This is a genomic window from Sphingomonas gilva (genome assembly GCF_003515075.1).
GTDB lineage: Bacteria > Pseudomonadota > Alphaproteobacteria > Sphingomonadales > Sphingomonadaceae > Sphingomonas > Sphingomonas gilva.
In genome coordinates, this window is the sequence record NZ_QWLV01000004.1 from 45,673 (window position 1) to 65,060 (window position 19,388).

The window sequence follows — 19,388 nt, forward strand, 5'->3', positions numbered from 1 at the left end:
CTCATTCCTGCGGCGCTGTTCCGAACGATCAGTCGTTCAGATAATCGCCCGCGGCCTCGTCCGAACCGTCGCCCGAGACCTCGACCTTTTCCAGCGCATCTGCGGTGACGCGCGCGTCGTCCGCATCCTGCGCCAGCTCGGCCGCATGCTCCTCGGCCGCCGAATCCGGCGCGATCAGCGCTTCCTGCAGCTTGCGCTGTTGCGCGCGGAGCGCGGCGTCGCGGCTGGAGGCGGCGATGCGCAGGCGGTTCATGCCCGCGCCGGTGCCGGCGGGGATGAGACGGCCGACGATGACGTTCTCCTTCAGACCGATCAGCGTGTCCTGCTTGCCCTGGACCGATGCTTCGGTGAGGACGCGCGTGGTCTCCTGGAACGACGCCGCCGAGATGAAGCTGCGGGTCTGCAGCGACGCCTTGGTGATGCCGAGGAGAACCGGCTTGCCCTGGGCGGGCTGCTGGTTCTTGGCGAGCTTGGCGTTCATCTCGTCCATTTCGTCGCGATCGACCTGTTCGCCCGCCAGCAGCGTGGTGTCGCCGCCGTCGGTGATCTCGACCTTCTGCAGCATCTGGCGAACGATCACCTCGATGTGCTTGTCGTTGATCTTCACGCCCTGAAGTCGATAGACCTCCTGGATCTCCGACACGAGATATTCCGCGAGCGGCTCGATGCCGAGCACCTCGAGGATATCGTGCGGATCGGGCGAGCCGCCGATCAGGTTGTCGCCGCGCTTGACGTAATCGCCTTCCTGCACGTCGATGACCTTGGACTTGGGCACCAGATATTCGACGATCTCGCCGCCATCCTCGGGCTGGATGCCGATCTTGCGCTTCGCCTTATAGTCCTTGCCGAACACGACACGCCCCGAAACCTTGGCGATGATCGCGTTCTCCTTGGGCTTGCGCGCCTCGAACAGCTCCGCCACCCGCGGCAGACCGCCGGTGATGTCGCGGGTCTTGGCGGCCTCGCGGCTGACGCGGGCGAGCACGTCGCCCGCCTGCACCTGCTGCCCATCCTCGACCGACAGCGTGGCGCCGGCGGCGAGCATGTAGCGGCCCGCCTCGCCCGACTGGTCGTCGAGCAGGGTCAGGCGAGGGCGCAGATCCTCCTTGGTGCGGCCGGCGGCGCGATATTCGGTCACCACGCGCTGCGCGATGCCGGTCGCCTCGTCGGTCTGCTCGGCGAGCGTCTTGCCCTCGATCAGGTCCTGGAACTTCACCACGCCCGGATTTTCCGTGATCACCGGCATGGTGAACGGATCCCATTCGGCCATCCGGTCGCCCTTCGAAACGATGTGGCCGTCGTCGAACATGACGTACGCGCCGTACGGGATGCGGTGCACCGCGCGCTCGCGGCCGTCCATGTCGACGATCGCGATCTCGCCCGAACGGCTGAGCACCACGCGGCGGCCGCGCTGGTCCTCGATCACGCGCAGGTCGCGGAACTCAATCGTGCCGTCGGCCGGAGCCTCCAGGTTGGACTGCTCGTTGAGCTGCGCCGCGCCGCCGATGTGGAAGGTCCGCATCGTCAGCTGCGTGCCCGGCTCGCCGATCGACTGCGCCGCGATGACGCCCACCGCTTCGCCGATATTGACCGGCGTGCCGCGGGCGAGATCGCGCCCGTAGCACTTGCCGCACACGCCGATCTTGGTCTCGCAGACGAGCGGCGAGCGGATCTTGACCGCCTGCGTGCCGATCGCCTCGATCTTCGCGATCATCGCCTCGTCGAGCAGCGTGCCCGCCTCGATGACGACCTCGCCCGTCTTCGCATCGACGATGTCCTCGGCCGTAGTGCGGCCCAGGATGCGCTCGCCGAGCGAGGCGATGGTCGATCCGCCCTGCACGATCGCGCGCATCTCCAGCGCCCGGTCGGTGCCGCAGTCATTCTCGACGATCACGCAGTCCTGCGACACGTCGACCAGGCGGCGGGTCAGATAACCCGAGTTCGCCGTCTTGAGCGCGGTGTCGGCCAGGCCCTTGCGCGCGCCGTGGGTCGAGTTGAAATATTCAAGGACGGTCAGGCCTTCCTTGAAGTTGGAGATGATCGGCGTCTCGATGATCTCGCCCGAAGGCTTGGCCATCAGGCCGCGCATGCCGGCGAGCTGCTTGATCTGCGCCTGCGAGCCGCGGGCGCCCGAATGCGCCATCATGTAGATCGAGTTGATCGGCGCCTCGCGGCCGTCGGCCTGCTTCTTCACCGACTTGATCTCGTCCATCATGGCGTTGGCCACCTGGTCGCCGCAACGGCTCCAGGCGTCGATCACCTTGTTGTACTTCTCCTGCTGGGTGATCAGGCCGTCCTGATACTGCTGCTCGTAATCCTTCACCAGCGCGCGGGTCTCCTCGACCATCCCCTCCTTGGCGTCGGGGATGATCATGTCGTCCTTGCCGAAGCTGATGCCGGCCTTGAACGCGTGGCGGAAGCCCAGCGCCATGATGGCGTCGGCGAACAGCACCGTCTCCTTCTGGCCGGTGTGGCGATAGACCTCGTCGATCACGTCGCCCACGTCCTTCTTGGTCAGCAGGCGGTTGACCGTCTCGAACGGCACCTTGTGGCTCTTGGGCAGCGTCTCGCCCAGCAGCATGCGGCCCGGGGTGGTCTCGTACCGCTTCAGGTAGGTCTCGCCGCTCTCGTCGGTCTGCGGCACGCGGCTCACCACCTTGGTGTGCAGCGTCACGGCGCCGGTATCGAGCGCCTGATGCACCTCGGCCATGTCGGAAAGCAGCATGCCCTCGCCGGGTTCGCCTTCCTTCATCATCGACAGATAATAAAGGCCCAGCACCATGTCCTGCGACGGCACGATGATCGGCTTGCCGTTGGCGGGCGACAGGATGTTGTTGGTCGACATCATCAGCACGCGCGCTTCCAGCTGCGCCTCTAGGCTCAGCGGGACGTGCACGGCCATCTGGTCACCGTCGAAGTCGGCGTTGAACGCCGAGCAGACCAGCGGGTGAAGCTGGATCGCCTTGCCCTCGATCAGCACCGGCTCGAACGCCTGAATGCCCAGGCGGTGGAGCGTCGGCGCGCGGTTCAGCAGGACGGGATGTTCCCGGATGACCTCATCCAGGATGTCCCAGACTTCCTTGCGCTCCTTCTCCACCCACTTCTTCGCCTGCTTGAGGGTCATGGAGAGACCCTTGGCGTCGAGCCGGGCGTAGATGAACGGCTTGAACAGCTCGAGCGCCATCTTCTTCGGCAGGCCGCACTGGTGCAGCTTCAGCTCCGGCCCGGTCACGATGACCGAACGGCCCGAATAGTCGACGCGCTTGCCGAGCAGGTTCTGGCGGAAGCGGCCCTGCTTGCCCTTGAGCATGTCGCTGAGCGACTTGAGCGGACGCTTGTTGGCGCCGGTGATCGTGCGGCCGCGGCGGCCGTTATCGAACAATGCGTCGACCGCTTCCTGCAGCATGCGCTTTTCGTTGCGGACGATGATGTCCGGCGCGCGCAGCTCCATCAGCCGCTTCAGGCGGTTGTTGCGGTTGATGACGCGGCGATAGAGGTCGTTCAGATCCGACGTCGCGAAGCGGCCGCCGTCCAGCGGCACCAGCGGGCGCAGCTCGGGTGGAATGACCGGGATCACTTCCAGGATCATCCATTCGGGGCGGTTGCCCGAATCGATGAAGCTCTCGACGACCTTCAGCCGCTTGATGATCTTCTTGGGCTTCAGCTCGGACTTGGTGGTGGCGAGCTCTTCCAGCAGCTGCGTGCGCTCACCCTCGAGGTCAAGGTCCTCGAGCATCTTGCGCACGGCCTCGGCGCCGATGCCGGCGGTGAAGGCGTCCTCGCCATATTCGTCCTGCGCTTCGAGCAGCTCGTCTTCGGTGAGCAGCTGATACTTCTCCAGCGCGGTCAGGCCGGGCTCGGTGACGATATAGCTCTCGAAATAGAGCACGCGCTCCAGCTGCTTCAGCTGCATGTCGAGCAGCAGGCCGATGCGCGACGGCAGCGACTTGAGGAACCAGATGTGCGCGACGGGGGCGGCGAGCTCGATATGGCCCATCCGCTCGCGGCGGACCTTGGACACGGTCACCTCGACACCGCACTTCTCGCAGACGATGCCCTTGTACTTCATCCGCTTGTATTTGCCGCACAGGCACTCGTAATCTTTGATCGGACCGAAGATGCGCGCGCAGAACAGCCCGTCCCGCTCGGGCTTGTAGGTGCGGTAGTTGATCGTCTCGGGCTTCTTGATCTCGCCGAACGACCAGGACCGGATGCGCTCGGGCGAGGCGATGCCGATCTGGATCTGGTCGAAGGTCTCCGGCTTGGCGGCGACCGGATTGGCGAAGTTGGTCAGTTCGTTCATTATTTTGCTCCGCTTTAAGCCCTCTCCCCTTCAGGGGAGAGGGTTGGGAGAGGGGCCTGAAATCAGCGGTTCAGGCACTGCCCCTCTCCCCGGCCCTCTCCCCTGAAGGAGAGAGGGAGGAAGAAGTTCATTCCGCGGCGATCGCGATATCGTCCTCGTCGACCTCGTTGTTCTTGAGCTCGACGTTCAGGCCCAGCGAGCGCATCTCCTTGACGAGCACGTTGAAGCTCTCGGGAATGCCGGCCTCGAAGGTGTCATCGCCCTTGACGATCGCCTCATAGACCTTGGTGCGGCCGACCACGTCGTCGGACTTCACCGTCAGCATCTCCTGCAGCGTGTACGCGGCGCCGTAGGCCTGGAGCGCCCAGACCTCCATCTCGCCGAAGCGCTGGCCGCCGAACTGCGCCTTGCCGCCCAGCGGCTGCTGGGTGACGAGGCTGTACGGCCCGATCGAACGCGCGTGGATCTTGTCGTCGACCAGATGGTGCAGCTTCAGCATGTAGATGTAGCCGACGGTCACCTTGCGATCGAACTGCTCGCCGGTGCGGCCGTCGAACAGGTCGCTCTGGCCCGACGTGTCGAGGCCCGCCAGCTCCAGCATCGCCGACACATCGGCCTCGCGCGCGCCGTCGAACACCGGCGTCGCCATCGGCACGCCGCCCTTCAGGTTCTGCGCCAGCTCGATGATCTCCTCGCCCGAACGGGCGTCGATCTCGGCATGATACTGCTCGCCGTAGACCGTCTTGAGCTGTTCCTTCACCGCGTCGGGCATCGCGCCCGGCTTGGGATCGGGGTTGGCCTCGCGCCAGTCTTCCAGCGCCTGCGAGATCTGCCCGCCCAGGCCGCGCGCGGCCCAGCCGAGATGCGTCTCGAAGATCTGCCCGACATTCATGCGCGAAGGCACGCCGAGCGGATTGAGCACCAGATCGACCGGGGTGCCGTCGGCCAGGAAGGGCATGTCCTCCTGCGGCAGGATGCGGCTGATGACGCCCTTGTTGCCGTGGCGGCCGGCCATCTTGTCGCCCGGCTGCAGCTTGCGCTTCACCGCGACGAACACCTTGACCATCTTGAGCACGCCCGGCGGCAGCTCGTCGCCACGCTCCAGCTTCTCGCGCCGGTCGTGGAACTTGTCGGTGATCAGCTTGGCGGCTTCGTCATACTGCGCCTTGACCGCTTCCAGATCGCTCTGGCGCGCATCGTCGGCGACGGCGAACTTCCACCATTCGTGGCGCTCGACCGATTCCAGCACGGCCTCGTCGATCTCGATGCCCTTCTTGATGCCCTTGGGCGCAGCAGTCGCGGTCTGGCCGAGCAGCATCTCCCTGAGGCGGCTCCAAGTCGCGCGGTTGAGGATGGCGCGCTCGTCGTCGCTGTCCTTCTTCAGCCGTTCGATCTCCTCGCGCTCGATCGCCATCGCGCGCTCGTCCTTGTCGATGCCGTGGCGGTTGAACACGCGCACGTCGACGATCGTCCCGGCGACGCCCGGCGGCAGCCGCAGCGAGGTGTCGCGCACGTCGCTCGCCTTCTCGCCGAAGATCGCGCGGAGCAGCTTCTCCTCCGGCGTCATCGGCGATTCGCCCTTGGGCGTGATCTTGCCGACCAGGATGTCGCCCGGCTCCACCTCGGCGCCGATATAGACGATGCCGGCCTCGTCGAGGTTCCTGAGCGCTTCCTCGCCGACGTTCGGGATGTCGCGGGTGATGTCCTCCGGCCCCAGCTTGGTGTCGCGGGCCATCACCTCGAACTCGTCGATATGGATCGAGGTGAAGATGTCGTCCTTGACGATCCGCTCGCTGATAAGGATCGAGTCCTCATAATTGTAGCCGTTCCAGGGCATGAACGCGACCAGCGCGTTGCGGCCAAGCGCCAGCTCGCCGAACTCGGTCGAGGGACCGTCGGCGATGATGTCGCCCTGGTTGACCACGTCGCCCACCTTCACCAGCGGGCGCTGGTTGATGCAGGTCGACTGGTTGGAGCGCTGGAACTTCATCAGCGTGTAGATGTCGACGCCGGACTTGCCCGCCTCAACTGCGCCGGTGGCGCGGACGACGATGCGGGTGGCGTCGACCTGGTCGACCACGCCCGAACGCTTGGCGGCGATCGCCGCGCCCGAATCCCTGGCGACCGTCTCTTCCATGCCGGTGCCGACGAACGGCGCCTCGGCGCGGACCAGCGGCACCGCCTGGCGCTGCATGTTCGATCCCATCAGCGCGCGGTTGGCGTCGTCATTCTCCAGGAACGGGATCAGCGACGCGGCGACCGACACCAGCTGCTTGGGGCTGACGTCCATCAGCGTGATCGAATCGCGCATCGCCATCAGGAACTCGCCCGCCTGGCGGCTGGAGACGATGTCCTCGACGAACGCGCCCTCGCCATCCAGATCGGCGTTGGCCTGCGCGATGGTGTGCTTGGCCTCCTCCATCGCCGAAAGATAGACGACGTCGTCGGTCACCTTGTTGTCGACGACCTTCCTGTACGGCGTCTCGATGAAGCCGTATTTGTTGACGCGGCTGAACGAGGCGAGGCTGTTGATCAGGCCGATGTTCGGTCCTTCGGGCGTCTCGATCGGGCAGATGCGGCCATAATGCGTCGGGTGAACGTCGCGGACTTCGAAGCCCGCACGCTCACGGGTGAGGCCGCCCGGCCCGAGCGCCGAGACGCGACGCTTGTGCGTCACTTCGGAAAGCGGGTTGGTCTGGTCCATGAACTGCGACAGCTGCGACGATCCGAAGAACTCGCGCACCGCGGCGACCGCGGGCTTGGCGTTGATCAGGTCGTTGGGCATCACGGTCGACACGTCGACCGAGCTCATCCGCTCCTTCACCGCGCGCTCCATGCGCAGCAGGCCGACGCGGTACTGGTTCTCCAGCAGCTCGCCCACCGAACGCACGCGGCGATTGCCGAGATTGTCGATGTCGTCGATCTCGCCCTTGCCGTCCTTCAGGTCGACCAGCGTCTTGACCACGGCGAGAATGTCCTCGGTGCGCAGCGTCGTCACCGTGTCCTCGGCGTCGAGGTCAAGGCGCATGTTGAGCTTGACGCGGCCCACCGCCGACAGGTCGTAGCGGTCGGGATCGAAGAACAGTCCGGCGAACAGCGCCTCCGCCGTCTCCAGCGTCGGCGGCTCGCCGGGGCGCATCACGCGGTAGATGTCGCTCAATGCCTGGAAGCGGTCCTCGGCTTTGTCGGCTTTCAGCGTGTTGCGGATCCACGCGCCGGTGGTGACGTGATCGATGTCGAGCAGCTCGATCCGGTCGATCCCCGCCTTGTCGAGCTTTTCGAGGTTCTCAGGGCTGACCTCGTCGCCCGCCTCGATATAGATCTCGCCGGTCTTCTCGTTGATCAGGTCATAGGCCGAATAGCGGCCGTAGATTTCCTCGGTCGGGATCAGCAGGTCGGTCAGGCCGTCCTTCTGCGCCTTGTTGGCGGCGCGGGGCGAAATCTTCTGGCCGGCGGCGAACACCACCTCGCCCGACTTCGCGTCGACGATGTCGAACGCCGGCTTCTGCCCGCGCCAATTCTCGGGCGCGAACGGGATCTGCCAGCCGCCTTCGCCGCGCACATAGGTGACGCGGTTGTAGAATTCGTTGAGGATCTCCTCGCCCGACAGGCCCAGCGCATAGAGCAAAGCCGTCACCGGCAGCTTGCGCTTGCGGTCGATACGGACGTTGACGATGTCCTTCGCGTCGAACTCGAAATCGAGCCACGATCCGCGATAGGGGATCACGCGCGCGGCGAACAGATACTTGCCCGATGCGTGGGTCTTGCCGCGGTCATGGTCGAACAGCACGCCCGGCGAACGGTGCATCTGGCTGACGATCACGCGCTCGGTGCCGTTGATGATGAAGGTGCCGTTCTGCGTCATGAGCGGCATGTCGCCCATGTACACGTCCTGCTCCTTGATATCGAGGACCGAACGGGTCTCGGTATCGGCGTCCACCTCGAACACGATCAGGCGCAGCGTGACGCGCATCGGCGCGGCATAGGTGATGCCCCGCTGGCGGCATTCCTCGGTGTCGAACTTGGGCGGCTCCAGCTCGTAATGGACGAAGTCCAGCTCGGCGGTGCCGGCGAAGTCGCGGATCGGGAACACGCCGCGCAGCGTCTTTTCGAGGCCGGAGACATAGCCGATCGAGGGATCGGAACGCAGGAACTGTTCGTAGCTTTCGCGCTGGACCTCGATCAGGTTGGGCATCTGCACCACTTCGTGGATGTTGCCGAACACCTTGCGGATGCGCCGCTTGGCCGCGCCGCTGTCGCTCGCGCGCTGCTTGGCAGCGCCACCCTCGATTGCCTTGGTCGCCATGGAGATATTTCGCCTCTTCGCGTAAGAATGTCGCAGCGCAGGCAGAGACGCAAAAAGCCGCGCATCTCCATCGCTGGAAATGGCAGCTTCAAGCGTCCTGAAACCCCAGCCGATCCATGCGTGGGACACGCTGCGCGACGGCGTGTCCTGTTCCGAAAGGCTGTGGTGAAGGCGCGATGTAGGGTTTGGCGGGCAATATGTCAAACGGTCGGCCACAGTTCGACCCCATACGCAACCGAGGCGACGATCAGCGCTCCGTCGCTCGCATCGGGCGCTTCATCGCAAGGGGAGGCGCGGTCCGTTCCGTCTGGCCCCAATGCCGCGGCTATGAATCGCTCGTATCCGGTCAAGGCGCGCCTGTATTCGCGCGCCGCGCTCATTGCCCTCCTGATCGCGCCCGCATCCGTCGCGGCGCAGGACACTCAGGACATGCCGCCGTCGCTGGACGATTTCTCGCTCCAGCCGGGGCAGAACCAGGTCCAGCCCGCGCAGCCGCCCGCGGTGGTGCCGACGGTGCCGCAGAACCAGGTTACCCCAGCGCCGACTCCCGCGCCAACCTCGCCGCCGACGCCAGCGCCGGCTCCGCCGCCCCGCAGTCCCGATCCTGCGCCGGTGCGACAGGAGCAACCGCAAGAGCCAGCCGCCTCCGCTCCAACTCCAGCTCCAGTCGAAGCTGCACCCCCGGCCAACAACATGGCGCCGGTGCCGACGCCGGTGATCGAACCCACCGCGCCCGAGGCCGCCCCGGCCACCGCGAACGTCGCGCCGCCGGAGCCCGCCGGGGAGGGAGGCCGCGCGTGGCTTGCCCTGCTCGCTGCGGGGCTCGCGCTCCTCGCCGGCGTTGGCGGTTTCCTGCTGTGGCGGCGCTCGCGCGCGAACCGTTACGACGATAGGGACCGGATCATCAGCTTCGACGAGGCACCGGAGGGAACCGCGCCTCCTGCCGCCGCGCCGGCGGACCCGGTGGCGGTGGCGGAGCGCGAAGCCGCCCCGCTCGATGGGGCGACCGCGGATGAGGCAGCGCCGATGGCCGACGCGGCGATCTCCGAACCGGCCGCCGAAGGGGTCGCCGCCGCGACCATCCCCGCGCAGGCGCAGGACGGCCGCCCGTGGATCGAGTTCGCGCTGCGGCCGGTCAAGGCCGGGGTCAATGTGATGGACGCGGTGGTCGAGTTCGAGCTGACGGTCGGCAATGCGGGTGCGGTGGCGGCGGACGATGTGCGGATCGCCGCCTGGCTGCTGAGCGCCAGTCCCAATCAGGAAGCGGAGATCGCCCGCTTCCTCGAAGATACGCCGGCGGAGGCGGTCATGGCGCCAATCGAGATTCCGCCAGGCGGCGGTCAGCAGGTGAATGCAGCGATCGCCCTGCCGCGCGCCGGCGTGAACGTGGTCACCGTCCGCGACAGACGGTTCTTCGTGCCGCTGGTCGTCGCCGATGCGCGCTATCGCCTGCCGGACGGTGGAGAGGGCCGCACCTCCGCGACCTTCGTCGTCGGCACGGCGCGTGACGGCCAGGAAAAGCTCGGCCCGATCTGGCTCGACCGCGGCATCCGCATGCACGCCAATGTCGAGGCGCGCCTCCACGGCGATCCGGCAAGGGCATGATCGCGCGGGCGCTCGGCTTGGCGCTGGCATCGGCAGCTCTGTGGCCGGCGTCGCTCGCCGCGCAGGAGGCCTGGGTCGGCGTCGCCGCTCACGGCGTCGACACGCCGCTGACCTTCGATACCGGAGAGGGAGGCGTCGATCTGCAGGCGGGCTACCGCTTCGCGCCCGAGCGCGCACTGGCCGTCATCGGATCGCCTGCGCCCTATGTCTTCGCGCTGGTCAACAGCGATGGCGACACCAGCCTGATCGCTGCGGGGCTGAGCTGGAAGCGGGGCGAACGGCTCTATGCCCGCCCCGGCATCGGCGTTGCGGTGCATGACGGCCCGTCGCTGCGCGTGCGTGCCGGCGATGATCTGCGCACCGATCTCGGCAGCCGCCTGCTGTTCGAGCCCGAACTGGCGCTTGGCTGGCAGGCGACGCCACGGCTGGGGATCGAGGCGAGCTGGGTCCATGTCAGCCACGCCCAACTCTTCAGCGGGCAGAATCCGGGCCTCGACGTCATCGGCGCGCGCTTGGTGGTGAAGCTATAGAGCCTGTCCTGCTTTGGCTGACCCACTTTCTCTTGGTCGCCCCTGGTCAGTGAGTTGCGCGCGCACATCGCGGCTAGGCTCCCGTCCCCCCGCTTATCCAGTGCTGCAAGGTTTTGAGGAGCAAGGCATCCGACGCTGCAGTTCGGCAGCTATCTGATCTTCTACATCCATCCAGAGGCCGTCAGGGTTGTGCACGTCCTTCACGACGCGCGCGACTATCCCGGCTTGCTGGAGCAATAGAAAAGGGCGGCCCGTCGCCGGACCGCCCTTTTTCCGTAATCGCAAAGAAGCAAAAGCTTACTTGAGTTCCACCGTCGCGCCGGCTTCCTCGAGCTGCTTCTTGATCTTCTCGGCCTCGTCCTTCGACACGCCTTCCTTGACGGCCTTGGGTGCGCCTTCGACCAGCGCCTTCGCCTCGGTCAGGCCGAGCTGGGTGATCGCGCGGACTTCCTTGATGACGTTGATCTTCTTGCCGCCGTCGCCGGTCAGGATGACGTCGAACTCGGTCTTCTCTTCGGCGGCGGGAGCGCCAGCACCGGCGCCACCGGCGGCCGGGCCGGCAACTGCGACAGCCGCGGCGGCGGACACGCCCCACTTCTCTTCGAGCAGCTTCGACAGTTCGGCCGCTTCGAGGACGGTCAGCTCGCTCAGCGCGTCGACCAGCTTGTTCAGGTCTGCCATGATATTCACTCCAATCTAAAAAAGGGTCAGTTCAAAGGGATATTCGAAGTTCAGGCGTTCTCTTTGGCACCATAGGCGCCGAACACGCGCGCCAGCTGCCCCGCCGGGGCCGCGGCGATCTGCGCCAGCTTGGTAGCGGGCGCCTGGACGAGGCCGACGATCTTGGCCCTGAGCTCGTCGAGCGAGGGGAGGGTCGCAAGCGCCTTCACCCCGTCCACGTCGAGCACGGTGTCGCCCATCGCGCCGCCAACGATCTCGAACTTGTCGTTGGTCTTGGCGAATTCGACCGCGACCTTGGCGGCGGCGATCGGATCGACCGAGGTGGCGAGCGCCACCGGGCCGGTCAGCATCTCGCCGATCGACAGATAGTCGGTGCCATTGAGCGCGATCTTCGCGAGCTTGTTCTTCGATACCCGGTATTGGGCGCCGGCTTCGCGCATCTTCGTCCTGAGCGCCGACGACTGGGCGACGGTCAGGCCGAGGTTGCGGGTGACGACCACCACGCCGACCTCGGAGAAGGTGCGGTTCAGCTCGGCGACCGCTTCGACTTTCTGGGCACGATCCATGCCATTCTCCACGTCTGGCCCGTGGGAGGCGCGCCTCCCGCGAACCGGTTGCCGCCCCGCGCAGCCGCGAGGGCGGTTACTCGATAGTCCGAGGGGAAGGATCGTTCGGCCCGCATGAAGCGCAGGCAGATCCGGAAATGCGGCAAGCGCCGGTCCGGCAAAATCATTTCCCCGTCTAGGCGGCGCGATTAAGCTCCATGCGGAGCAGCCACTGTCTCGGACGGAAACCCGCGGGCGAACCCATGGGTAAGCGCGCGCCTTTAGCGCAAAGCGCACGCCAGTCAAGCGCGATCGCGCAATTTGGCCTCGCTCCCGGGAACCCCGTCGCGCCTCGCGGATTTTTGACTGTGCGGAGCGCCAACCGGCGCGCGCCGCGCACATCTGGTCGCTAGACGGATGGACCGGCGCGGCGCGGCAGTCTCTGGCGGGCGCGGGGGTTGGCGTATCGGCGCGCAGGGGTTCCAGGCGCGCCTTGAGGGAGGTTTATATGCGTATCCAATCCATCATGCTGGCGGGCTTCGGCGCTCTGGCGCTCGCCGCTTGCGCTCAACGAGAAGAAGAGATGGCGGCCCTGCCGCCGCCGCCGGGCGCGGTGCCCGGCAGCACCGCCGCTGATCGCGACGGAGACGGGATTATCGACGGCTATTACACCGCCGACGGCATCTATCATGCCAACTACACCCCGCCGCCGCCCCCGCCGCCCCCGCCGCCGACGCAGCTGGGGGAACGGGGCTGATCGCTTCGAACCGGGGAATGCGGCCCAGCCGCATTCCCCACCTCGTCCTGTTCGCCACGGCCGCCGCCTCGATTCCAGCGGCGGGTTCTCCTGCGCACGCGACGCAGGCGCAGGCCGCGCCCGCGGCCGATGCGCTCGCCAGCGCGATCCGCGAGGAAGCCGGCGGCGCGGTCAAGCGCTTCTACGAGGAGCGTCAGTTCCGTCCGCTCTGGGTGAAAGGCGGAAGGATAGGGCCGCAGGCCGATACGCTGATCGGCTATCTCGAAACCGCGCGGCTCGACGGGCTCAAGCCCTCTTCCTACGATATCGACGACCTGCGCGAGGCGATCGCGGCAGCGCGTGGCGGCGATCCGCTGGCGGTCGCCCGCGCCGAGGTCGAGCTGTCCGAGGCTTTCGCCCGTTACGTCCGCGATCAGCGCCGTCCGCGCGACGTCGACATGGACTATGCCGATAGCAAGCTGAAACCGAAGAAGCCCAAGGTCGAAACGGTGCTGCGCGCCGCGGCCTTCCCCAAGTCGTTCGAGGGCTATGTCAAGGATATGGGCTGGATGAGCCAGCACTATGTCCGGCTGCGCCGCCTTGCCGCCACCGCGCAGAAACAGGGCTTGTCGGAAGCGGCGGCGGAGCGGCTTCGCCTGAACCTCGATCGCGCCCGGCTGCTGCCCAGCCCCTGGACGCGCCACATCGTCGTCGATTCCTCCTCCGGCCAGCTCTGGTACTTCGAAGCCGGGGAGCAGGTCGGCACGATGCGTGTCGTCGTGGGCGCGAAGGAGACGCAGACGCCGATGCTCGCCGGCATGCTGCAATGGGCGATCCTCAATCCCTATTGGAACGTGCCAACCTATCTCGCCCAGAACAACATCGCGCCGAAGGTCCTGTCCGGCCGGACGCTCGCATCGATGCGGATCGAGGCGCTGACCGACTGGAGCGCGGACGCGCAGAAGCTGCCCGCCTCCTCGATCGATTGGGCAGCGGTCGCGTCCGGCAATCAAGAGGTGCGCCTGCGCGAGCTGCCGGGGCCGGCCAACTCGATGGGCCGCGTCAAGTTCCTCTTCCCCAACGAACAAGGGATCTACCTGCACGACACGCCGGCGCGCGATCTGTTGAAGAAGAACGACCGCCATTTCAGCAATGGCTGCATTCGCCTGGAAAAAGCGGCCGAGCTCGGCCGCTGGCTGCTGCAGAAGTCGATCCGCACCAGCTCGAAGACGCCCGAGCAGGCGGTGCCGCTGCCCGTGCAGGTGCCGGTCTACCTGACCTACATCACCGCCGCCGCCACAGAGAGCGGCCTCGCCTTCCGCCCGGACGTGTACGGCAGGGACGGGGGCGACGGCTGAACGATCAAACGCTCAGCGTGTCGTAGACCACCACCTTGCGCCACAAATGGCTGCAGTTCGCGACGAACGCCTTGTGCACGGGGTGGTCCTGATAGGTCTTCTGATCGGCGACGCTGTCGAAGAACAGCAACTCGGAGACGTCGTAGCTCGAATCGACCACCTCGCGATCTTCGGTCGGCGCCGGGACGCCGATGTGGAGGCCGCGAACGACGTCGATGACGGCAAGCTTCCTTATGCCCGCGATCAGCTGCTCGCGGTCTTCCGCGGAGCCTGCATTCCTCAACCAGAAGAAGACGTGATGGACCAGCTTCGCGGAGACGGGGCCGGCGTCTGAGGTTGCGGAGGCCGGCACGGCCACTACGCCCGCGCCGCCCAAGGCGATCATCGACATGACATTCCTGCGATTGGCTTCCATTGCATCTTCCCCATTCGTCAACCGCGGCCCCCGCGCTACTCGGAGACCGCTTGGCCGGCGTCCTCGGCGGTCGGCGCAGGAGGCGCCGAGCCGATCAGTTCGTCTATCGCCCGTGCGACATTTTCAAGCGTATAGGGCTTCTGGACGACAGTATGCCCGCGATACTCCATCGGAAGCTGGGCCTGCTCGCCATAGCCGGTCGCGAACAGGAACGGTACGCCTAGCTCCGTCAGCCTGTCGGCCACGGGGAAGCTGTTGCGGTCGCCCAGGTTGATGTCGAGCATCGCAATGTTCGGCCGGTGCGCCTCGATCGTATCCAGGGCTGCCTCCACCGTCGCCGCGGTCGATACCGTTTCGGCGCCCAGCCGGTTGAGGATATCCTCAGCGTCGAGTGCGATGATCAGGCTGTCCTCGATCAGCAAGACGTCGTGGCCAACGAGCATCCGGCCGGGCGGCGACGTCGGATGGCCGGCCGAGGGCCGCGGAAACTTGATCGCCGGTCCGGCAATGTTGCGCGGCTCGGACACATGCCGCGCCGGGATGCAGAAGCTCGCCTCGACCCCGGTCGGCGCATAGTCGACGCTGGCGGTGCCGCCCAGGTCATAGGGCACCGAACGATCGATGATCGTCGTGCCGAATCCCTTTCGCGTCGGCGCGGTCACCTCGGGGCCACCGGTCTCGCGCCAATTGAACACCAGATCGCCTGCCGGATTGCGACGCCATGAGATGGTCACCCGGCCGCCATCCGACAGGCTGCCGTATTTGGTCGAGTTGGTGACGAGTTCGTGGAGCACCAGCGCCATCGTCGAATAGGCCTGGGGATTGAGCATGACCGGATCGCCTTCGGAAGCGATGCGCTCATGCTGATCGACGAAGGCGCGCGCCTCGGCATCGATCAACGCCTGCAGCGGGGCCGGGCCCCAATGATCGTCGGTGATCTGGTTGTGCGCGCGCGCCAGCGCATGAATGCGGCCGTCGATCAGCTTGACGAAACCTTTGACGGCCTCGTCGCTAGGCTGCGATTGGCGGATCAGCCCGCGGATCACGCCCAGGATGTTGCGCACACGGTGGTTCAGCTCGGCGATCAGCAGCTCCTGCCGCGCGCTCGCCTGTTGCCGCTCGGCCGATGCTTCGTCGGCCAGTCGCAGCACGACTTCGATCAGCGTCGCGCGCAGCGTTTCGGCCACCCTGATTTCCGAGGCGCTGAACGGCTTCGATCGGCCCTGGACCAGCTCCTTCCATTCGGCAAAACTCTCCCGCGGAGTCAGACGGGGACCGTTGGGGCCGTATTCCACCGGCTTGTGCGGATCGCCCGCCCAGCGCACCGACCGCACCAGCTCGCCGCGGAACAGCACGACATAGTCGCGCGGAGAGCGCGAGATGGGGATCGCCAGCATGCCTGCGGCGGTCGATGCGAAGTTTTGCGCATCGGGCATGATCGACGCGATATGGTCGGTCGCATAGACCTTGCCGGACGCGGTGCTGTTCAGCGCGCGAACGACCTTGCGGAAATCCTCCATCTGCGGCGTCGTGCCGGAAAAGGCGTAGTTGCCGTTTATCCATACGCCGACCCCGTCCGCGGGGATCGCGCTGGTCAGGATGTCGCCCAGCCAGTCGGGATCCTTCAGCAGCGTTTCGTCGGATGCCACGGCGCCCAGCAGTTGGTCGGAGATGTCGCGCGCGCGCCGTTCGAACTCGACCGTTTCCTGGCGCTCGCGGCTTTCCAGCCGCATCGCGAACATTTGCGCGAACAGCTCGCTCACGGATCGCCGTTCGAAGGTCGGTACGCGCGGCGAATAATGATGGCAGGCGAACAGCCCCCACAATTTGCCTTCGACGATGATGGAGATCGACATCGATGCATCGACCCCCATGTTTTTCAGATATTCGATATGGATCGGGGACACCGATCGCAGCACGGACAAGGAGAGATCGATCGGCCGGCCCTTCTCGTCACGTTGCGGAACGATCGGCACCGGGGTTGCGTGCACATCAGCGATAAGCCGCAACAGATTGCGCTTGTACAGCTCGCGCGCCTGCGCCGGAATGTCGCTTGCCGGATAGTGAAGCCCAAGGAACTTGCCGATGCCGGGCTTGCAGGCCTCGGCCGCGACCTCGCCCGATCCGTCCGCGGCGAAGCGATAGACCATCACCCGGTCGAATCCGGTCAGCGCACGCACCTGTCGCGCGCCTTCGCGGAAGAAGGCAGGCAGGTCTGCGCAGCGGTCCAGCCGCGTCACCATCGATCGGACCATGCCGGTGGCGTCGCCATGTTCGTCGGATGCCGGTTCGGCCTCGATCACGATCTGCCCGCCGGATACGTGCAGGGCGATGTCGAACGGCTTGCGGCCGTCGATCAGGGAGCACTGGAACAGCCGCTCGACGGAATCGGGGCCCTGCAGCATCGCCGATCGGTTGCGTAGATCATGCACGCTTGCGGCGCGGCATATCTCGGCCAGCGGCCGTCCGATCAGTTCGTCCGGCGCCAGGCCGATGAACTCGGCGGTGTTGGCCGAGGCGCGCGCGACGTTCCAATCCGTGGTCAGCGCCAACAGGAAACCGATCGGCTGGATCGCGCCCAGGATGTGAATGGGCTCGCGATCGCAATTGGTCAGGTCGATCCGTTCGTTCTTGTCCGCCAAGCTCAATTCGCTCTCAAAAACATCCGTCCGCTACGCTCGAACAGCGCAAACACCTCGCTTGCCGCAGTTATCGCGGAATTCATGTCATCCGCGGCCTTCAACCGCTCGTCAATGATCGAGAGCAACCGACGCCAGCTTAATGAGTTTCCGCCCGATAAAAATGCGGTGGGAAAGTGGGCGGGCACCGAGCGCTTCAGCAGCGCACCGCCCAATCGGGACCCTTCAAGCACATAGATTGCGCCGAGCAGCGCAGCGTCGCCGTTCAATTCCAGCCGATCGAGCGGCGGCGGGGGGGATAGGCCAAACGCGATCAGATCGCCGCGGAGAAGCTCGGCGCGGCGTCGGCTCGGCCAATCTGGTACGACCGTCTCTGCCCGGCCGTTGTCGAGTGCGCGCTCGGTGGCGAACAGCGCGCCCGCCTGAGCCGTTAGGAACTGGCCATATCCCTCGCGTCGGTCGAGCGCCGCTGCCGAAAAGACCTTGTCGACCCGATCGTGGTGCTCTGCCGTGGCTGATCGCAGGGTCAGGCGGGCGGCGCCTGTGCCGATCATCCGGTCTTCTATTCCGTGACCGTCTGGTCGGCATCCTCGGCGGGGGTCGCATCGCGTTCCACGCGCGCGGTCATGCCCGTGGCCTCGGCGTCGGCCAGCACCTGCTCGTCGGGCGCGATCTCCTCGACTGGCGCGGCCTCCGCGACATTCGCTGGCGGCAGCGCGGGCGGGGCCGGGGGCGCGGGGGCGGGCTCGACCGTTTCCACCGGCGCGGGCTCGGGCGGCGCTTCTGGCTCCGATCCACAGCCCGCGAGCAGTGTCAGTCCGGCAAGCGCTGCGATCATGTGACGGGCGGGGAGGCGCATCGGCTTCGTCATCCTCATCTGGCGGCGACCTCTTCTATGGCGGACCGCCGCTCGATCTTCTCGGCGAGCTGGCTGTCCCAGTCATAGGGGTCGGCGCGGAAGTTCATCGTGCCGTCGGCACTGGCGTATGCCGTCCAATAGAGCAAGTACACCGTCGCCGGCTCGGGCAATTTCACGCGCTGCGTCTTGCCGGTGTCGACCGCCGCCTGGATCGCGTCTGCGCCCCAGGCGGGATCGTCGCGCAGCAGCAGCTGAGCCAGGTCGGCGGGCCGCTCGACGCGCACGCAGCCATGGCTCGCCAGCCGGTCGTAACGGCTAAAGGTCGATTGGCTCGGCGTGTCGTGCAGATAAACTGCATAGGGATTGTCGAAATCGAACTTGAAGCGGCCCAGCGCGCTTTGCGGCCCCGCCGCCTGCTGCAGCCTCGCGCCGTCGCCCTCGCCGATCACGCGGAAGCCGTTGGCCTTCAAGTACGCCGCGCCCTTGGGGAACAGCTCGCGCTTGGCGATGCCGGCGGGCACGTTCCACGGTGGGTTGATCACGATGGAATGCACTGCCGATTGCAGCATCGGCGTCTCGTCGCCGGGGCGGCCGGTGACGCCCTTCATCGACATGACCGGCCGATCGCCCTCGAACACCGTCAGCACCGCGGCGGCGATGTTCACCTGGATGCGGTTGGTGTCGAGTTCCGCGGGCAGCCAGCGCCAGCGCTCCAGATTGGCCATGATCTGGCGGACGCGCCGTTCGACCGGCACGTTGAGCGCGGCGCGCGTCTGCGGTCCGACCAAGCCGGCGGGGTTGAGGCCGTAGCGCCGCTGCGCGCGCACCACCGCTTCCTTCAACTCGGCATCGAAGCTGTCACCGGTGGCGATGACATCGGGATCCTCGACCGACAGCCGCTCACGCAGCTCGGCGACGGCCTTGCCCTTGGCGCCCAGCTCCATGTCAGCACCCGGCGTCAGCGGCTTCCATCCGCCCGCTTCGGCGATCGCGCGGTATCGCATCAGCCCGGCCTGCAGGCTGTCATAACCGGCATAGGGCGGCGGCAGATTGACGAACCAGGATGCGATCTGGTCGCGCCTCACCGCGTCGGCGAAGGCGGGCAGGGGATCATAGGCCGCCGGCCGTAGGCCCCAGTCCTTCTTGAAATCCTCCGCCGCGAGCCGTCCCGAATGAACCGCGCGGGCGTAATCGAGCGCGGCGCGTACCAGCGTGTCGTTGTCCAGCGGCGCATGTTCGGGAACCGGAAGGTAGCGCAGCCCCTGCGTATAGCCGCCTTCCGTCAGCCTCTGCTGGAGGTCAGCCGCTTGCGCTGGCGAGAGCGCCGGTAGCGGCTGCGCGCGGGCGACCGGTGGCATGGGCGCCGTCTGCTGGACGGGCGGCGGCAGCAGCGGCTCGGGCATTCCAGCCT

The 19,388-nt window shown here is 66.4% G+C and carries 13 protein-coding genes; 4 read left to right on the forward strand and 9 right to left on the reverse strand.

The features are described 5' to 3' along the window. Positions 1 to 28: 28 nt before the first annotated feature. Positions 29 to 4,303 carry a DNA-directed RNA polymerase subunit beta' gene (gene rpoC, locus D1610_RS10325; RefSeq protein ID WP_118864112.1) on the reverse strand — a complete coding sequence of 1,425 codons (4,275 nt, stop codon included), beginning with the start codon at positions 4,301 to 4,303 and terminating at the stop codon, positions 29 to 31. A gap of 127 nt (positions 4,304 to 4,430) precedes the next feature. Then, positions 4,431 to 8,609 (reverse strand): DNA-directed RNA polymerase subunit beta, encoded by a 4,179-nt coding sequence (rpoB, locus tag D1610_RS10330; protein WP_118864113.1) that lies wholly within the window; start codon positions 8,607 to 8,609, stop codon positions 4,431 to 4,433. 327 nt (positions 8,610 to 8,936) lie between these two features. Here rpoB and D1610_RS10335 point away from each other — a divergent pair, with 327 nt between their 5' ends. Continuing rightward, positions 8,937 to 10,214, forward strand: a complete 1,278-nt coding sequence (locus tag D1610_RS10335) for a hypothetical protein (protein WP_147414313.1) — start codon at positions 8,937 to 8,939, stop codon at positions 10,212 to 10,214. After that, a complete protein-coding gene (locus tag D1610_RS10340; protein ID WP_118864115.1) occupies positions 10,211 to 10,744 on the forward strand; it encodes an acyloxyacyl hydrolase in 534 nt (177 codons plus the stop codon). The genes D1610_RS10335 and D1610_RS10340 overlap by 4 nt, the downstream gene beginning before the upstream one ends. Positions 10,745 to 11,041: 297 nt before the next feature. On the opposite strand, the gene rplL is transcribed toward D1610_RS10340, so the two are convergent. Together rplL and rplJ are read right to left on the reverse strand one after the other, a co-directional pair. Further along, positions 11,042 to 11,425 carry a 50S ribosomal protein L7/L12 gene (gene rplL / locus D1610_RS10345; RefSeq protein ID WP_118864116.1) on the reverse strand — a complete coding sequence of 128 codons (384 nt, stop codon included), beginning with the start codon at positions 11,423 to 11,425 and terminating at the stop codon, positions 11,042 to 11,044. 50 nt (positions 11,426 to 11,475) lie between these two features. Further along, positions 11,476 to 11,991, reverse strand: a complete 516-nt coding sequence (rplJ, locus tag D1610_RS10350; RefSeq protein WP_118864244.1) for a 50S ribosomal protein L10 — start codon at positions 11,989 to 11,991, stop codon at positions 11,476 to 11,478. 487 nt (positions 11,992 to 12,478) lie between these two features. Here rplJ and D1610_RS10355 point away from each other — a divergent pair, with 487 nt between their 5' ends. Both D1610_RS10355 and D1610_RS10360 read left to right on the forward strand, forming a co-directional pair. Next, positions 12,479 to 12,727 carry a hypothetical protein gene (locus D1610_RS10355; protein ID WP_118864117.1) on the forward strand — a complete coding sequence of 83 codons (249 nt, stop codon included), beginning with the start codon at positions 12,479 to 12,481 and terminating at the stop codon, positions 12,725 to 12,727. A gap of 17 nt (positions 12,728 to 12,744) precedes the next feature. Next, positions 12,745 to 14,064 (forward strand): L,D-transpeptidase scaffold domain-containing protein, encoded by a 1,320-nt coding sequence (locus D1610_RS10360; protein WP_118864118.1) that lies wholly within the window; start codon positions 12,745 to 12,747, stop codon positions 14,062 to 14,064. Positions 14,065 to 14,068: 4 nt separating this feature from the next. On the opposite strand, the gene D1610_RS10365 is transcribed toward D1610_RS10360, so the two are convergent. Genes D1610_RS10365 through D1610_RS10385 form a run of 5 tightly spaced genes read right to left on the reverse strand, consistent with a single transcriptional unit; the run spans position 14,069 to position 19,380 of the window. Further along, complete coding sequence (locus D1610_RS10365) at positions 14,069 to 14,455, reverse strand: Dabb family protein (protein WP_245942136.1); 387 nt, start codon at positions 14,453 to 14,455, stop codon at positions 14,069 to 14,071. A gap of 59 nt (positions 14,456 to 14,514) precedes the next feature. Beyond that, positions 14,515 to 17,121, reverse strand: coding sequence for an HWE histidine kinase domain-containing protein (locus D1610_RS10370; RefSeq protein WP_118864119.1), 2,607 nt, complete (start codon positions 17,119 to 17,121; stop codon positions 14,515 to 14,517). A 2-nt stretch (positions 17,122 to 17,123) separates the two neighbouring features. Further along, positions 17,124 to 17,672 carry a biliverdin-producing heme oxygenase gene (locus D1610_RS10375; protein ID WP_118864120.1) on the reverse strand — a complete coding sequence of 183 codons (549 nt, stop codon included), beginning with the start codon at positions 17,670 to 17,672 and terminating at the stop codon, positions 17,124 to 17,126. Positions 17,673 to 17,680: 8 nt separating this feature from the next. After that, positions 17,681 to 17,977 carry a hypothetical protein gene (locus D1610_RS10380; protein ID WP_245942138.1) on the reverse strand — a complete coding sequence of 99 codons (297 nt, stop codon included), beginning with the start codon at positions 17,975 to 17,977 and terminating at the stop codon, positions 17,681 to 17,683. Between the two features lie 14 nt (positions 17,978 to 17,991). After that, positions 17,992 to 19,380: a L,D-transpeptidase family protein gene (locus tag D1610_RS10385; RefSeq protein ID WP_245942171.1), complete on the reverse strand. Its 1,389-nt coding sequence runs from the start codon at positions 19,378 to 19,380 to the stop codon at positions 17,992 to 17,994. Positions 19,381 to 19,388: the final 8 nt, after the last annotated feature.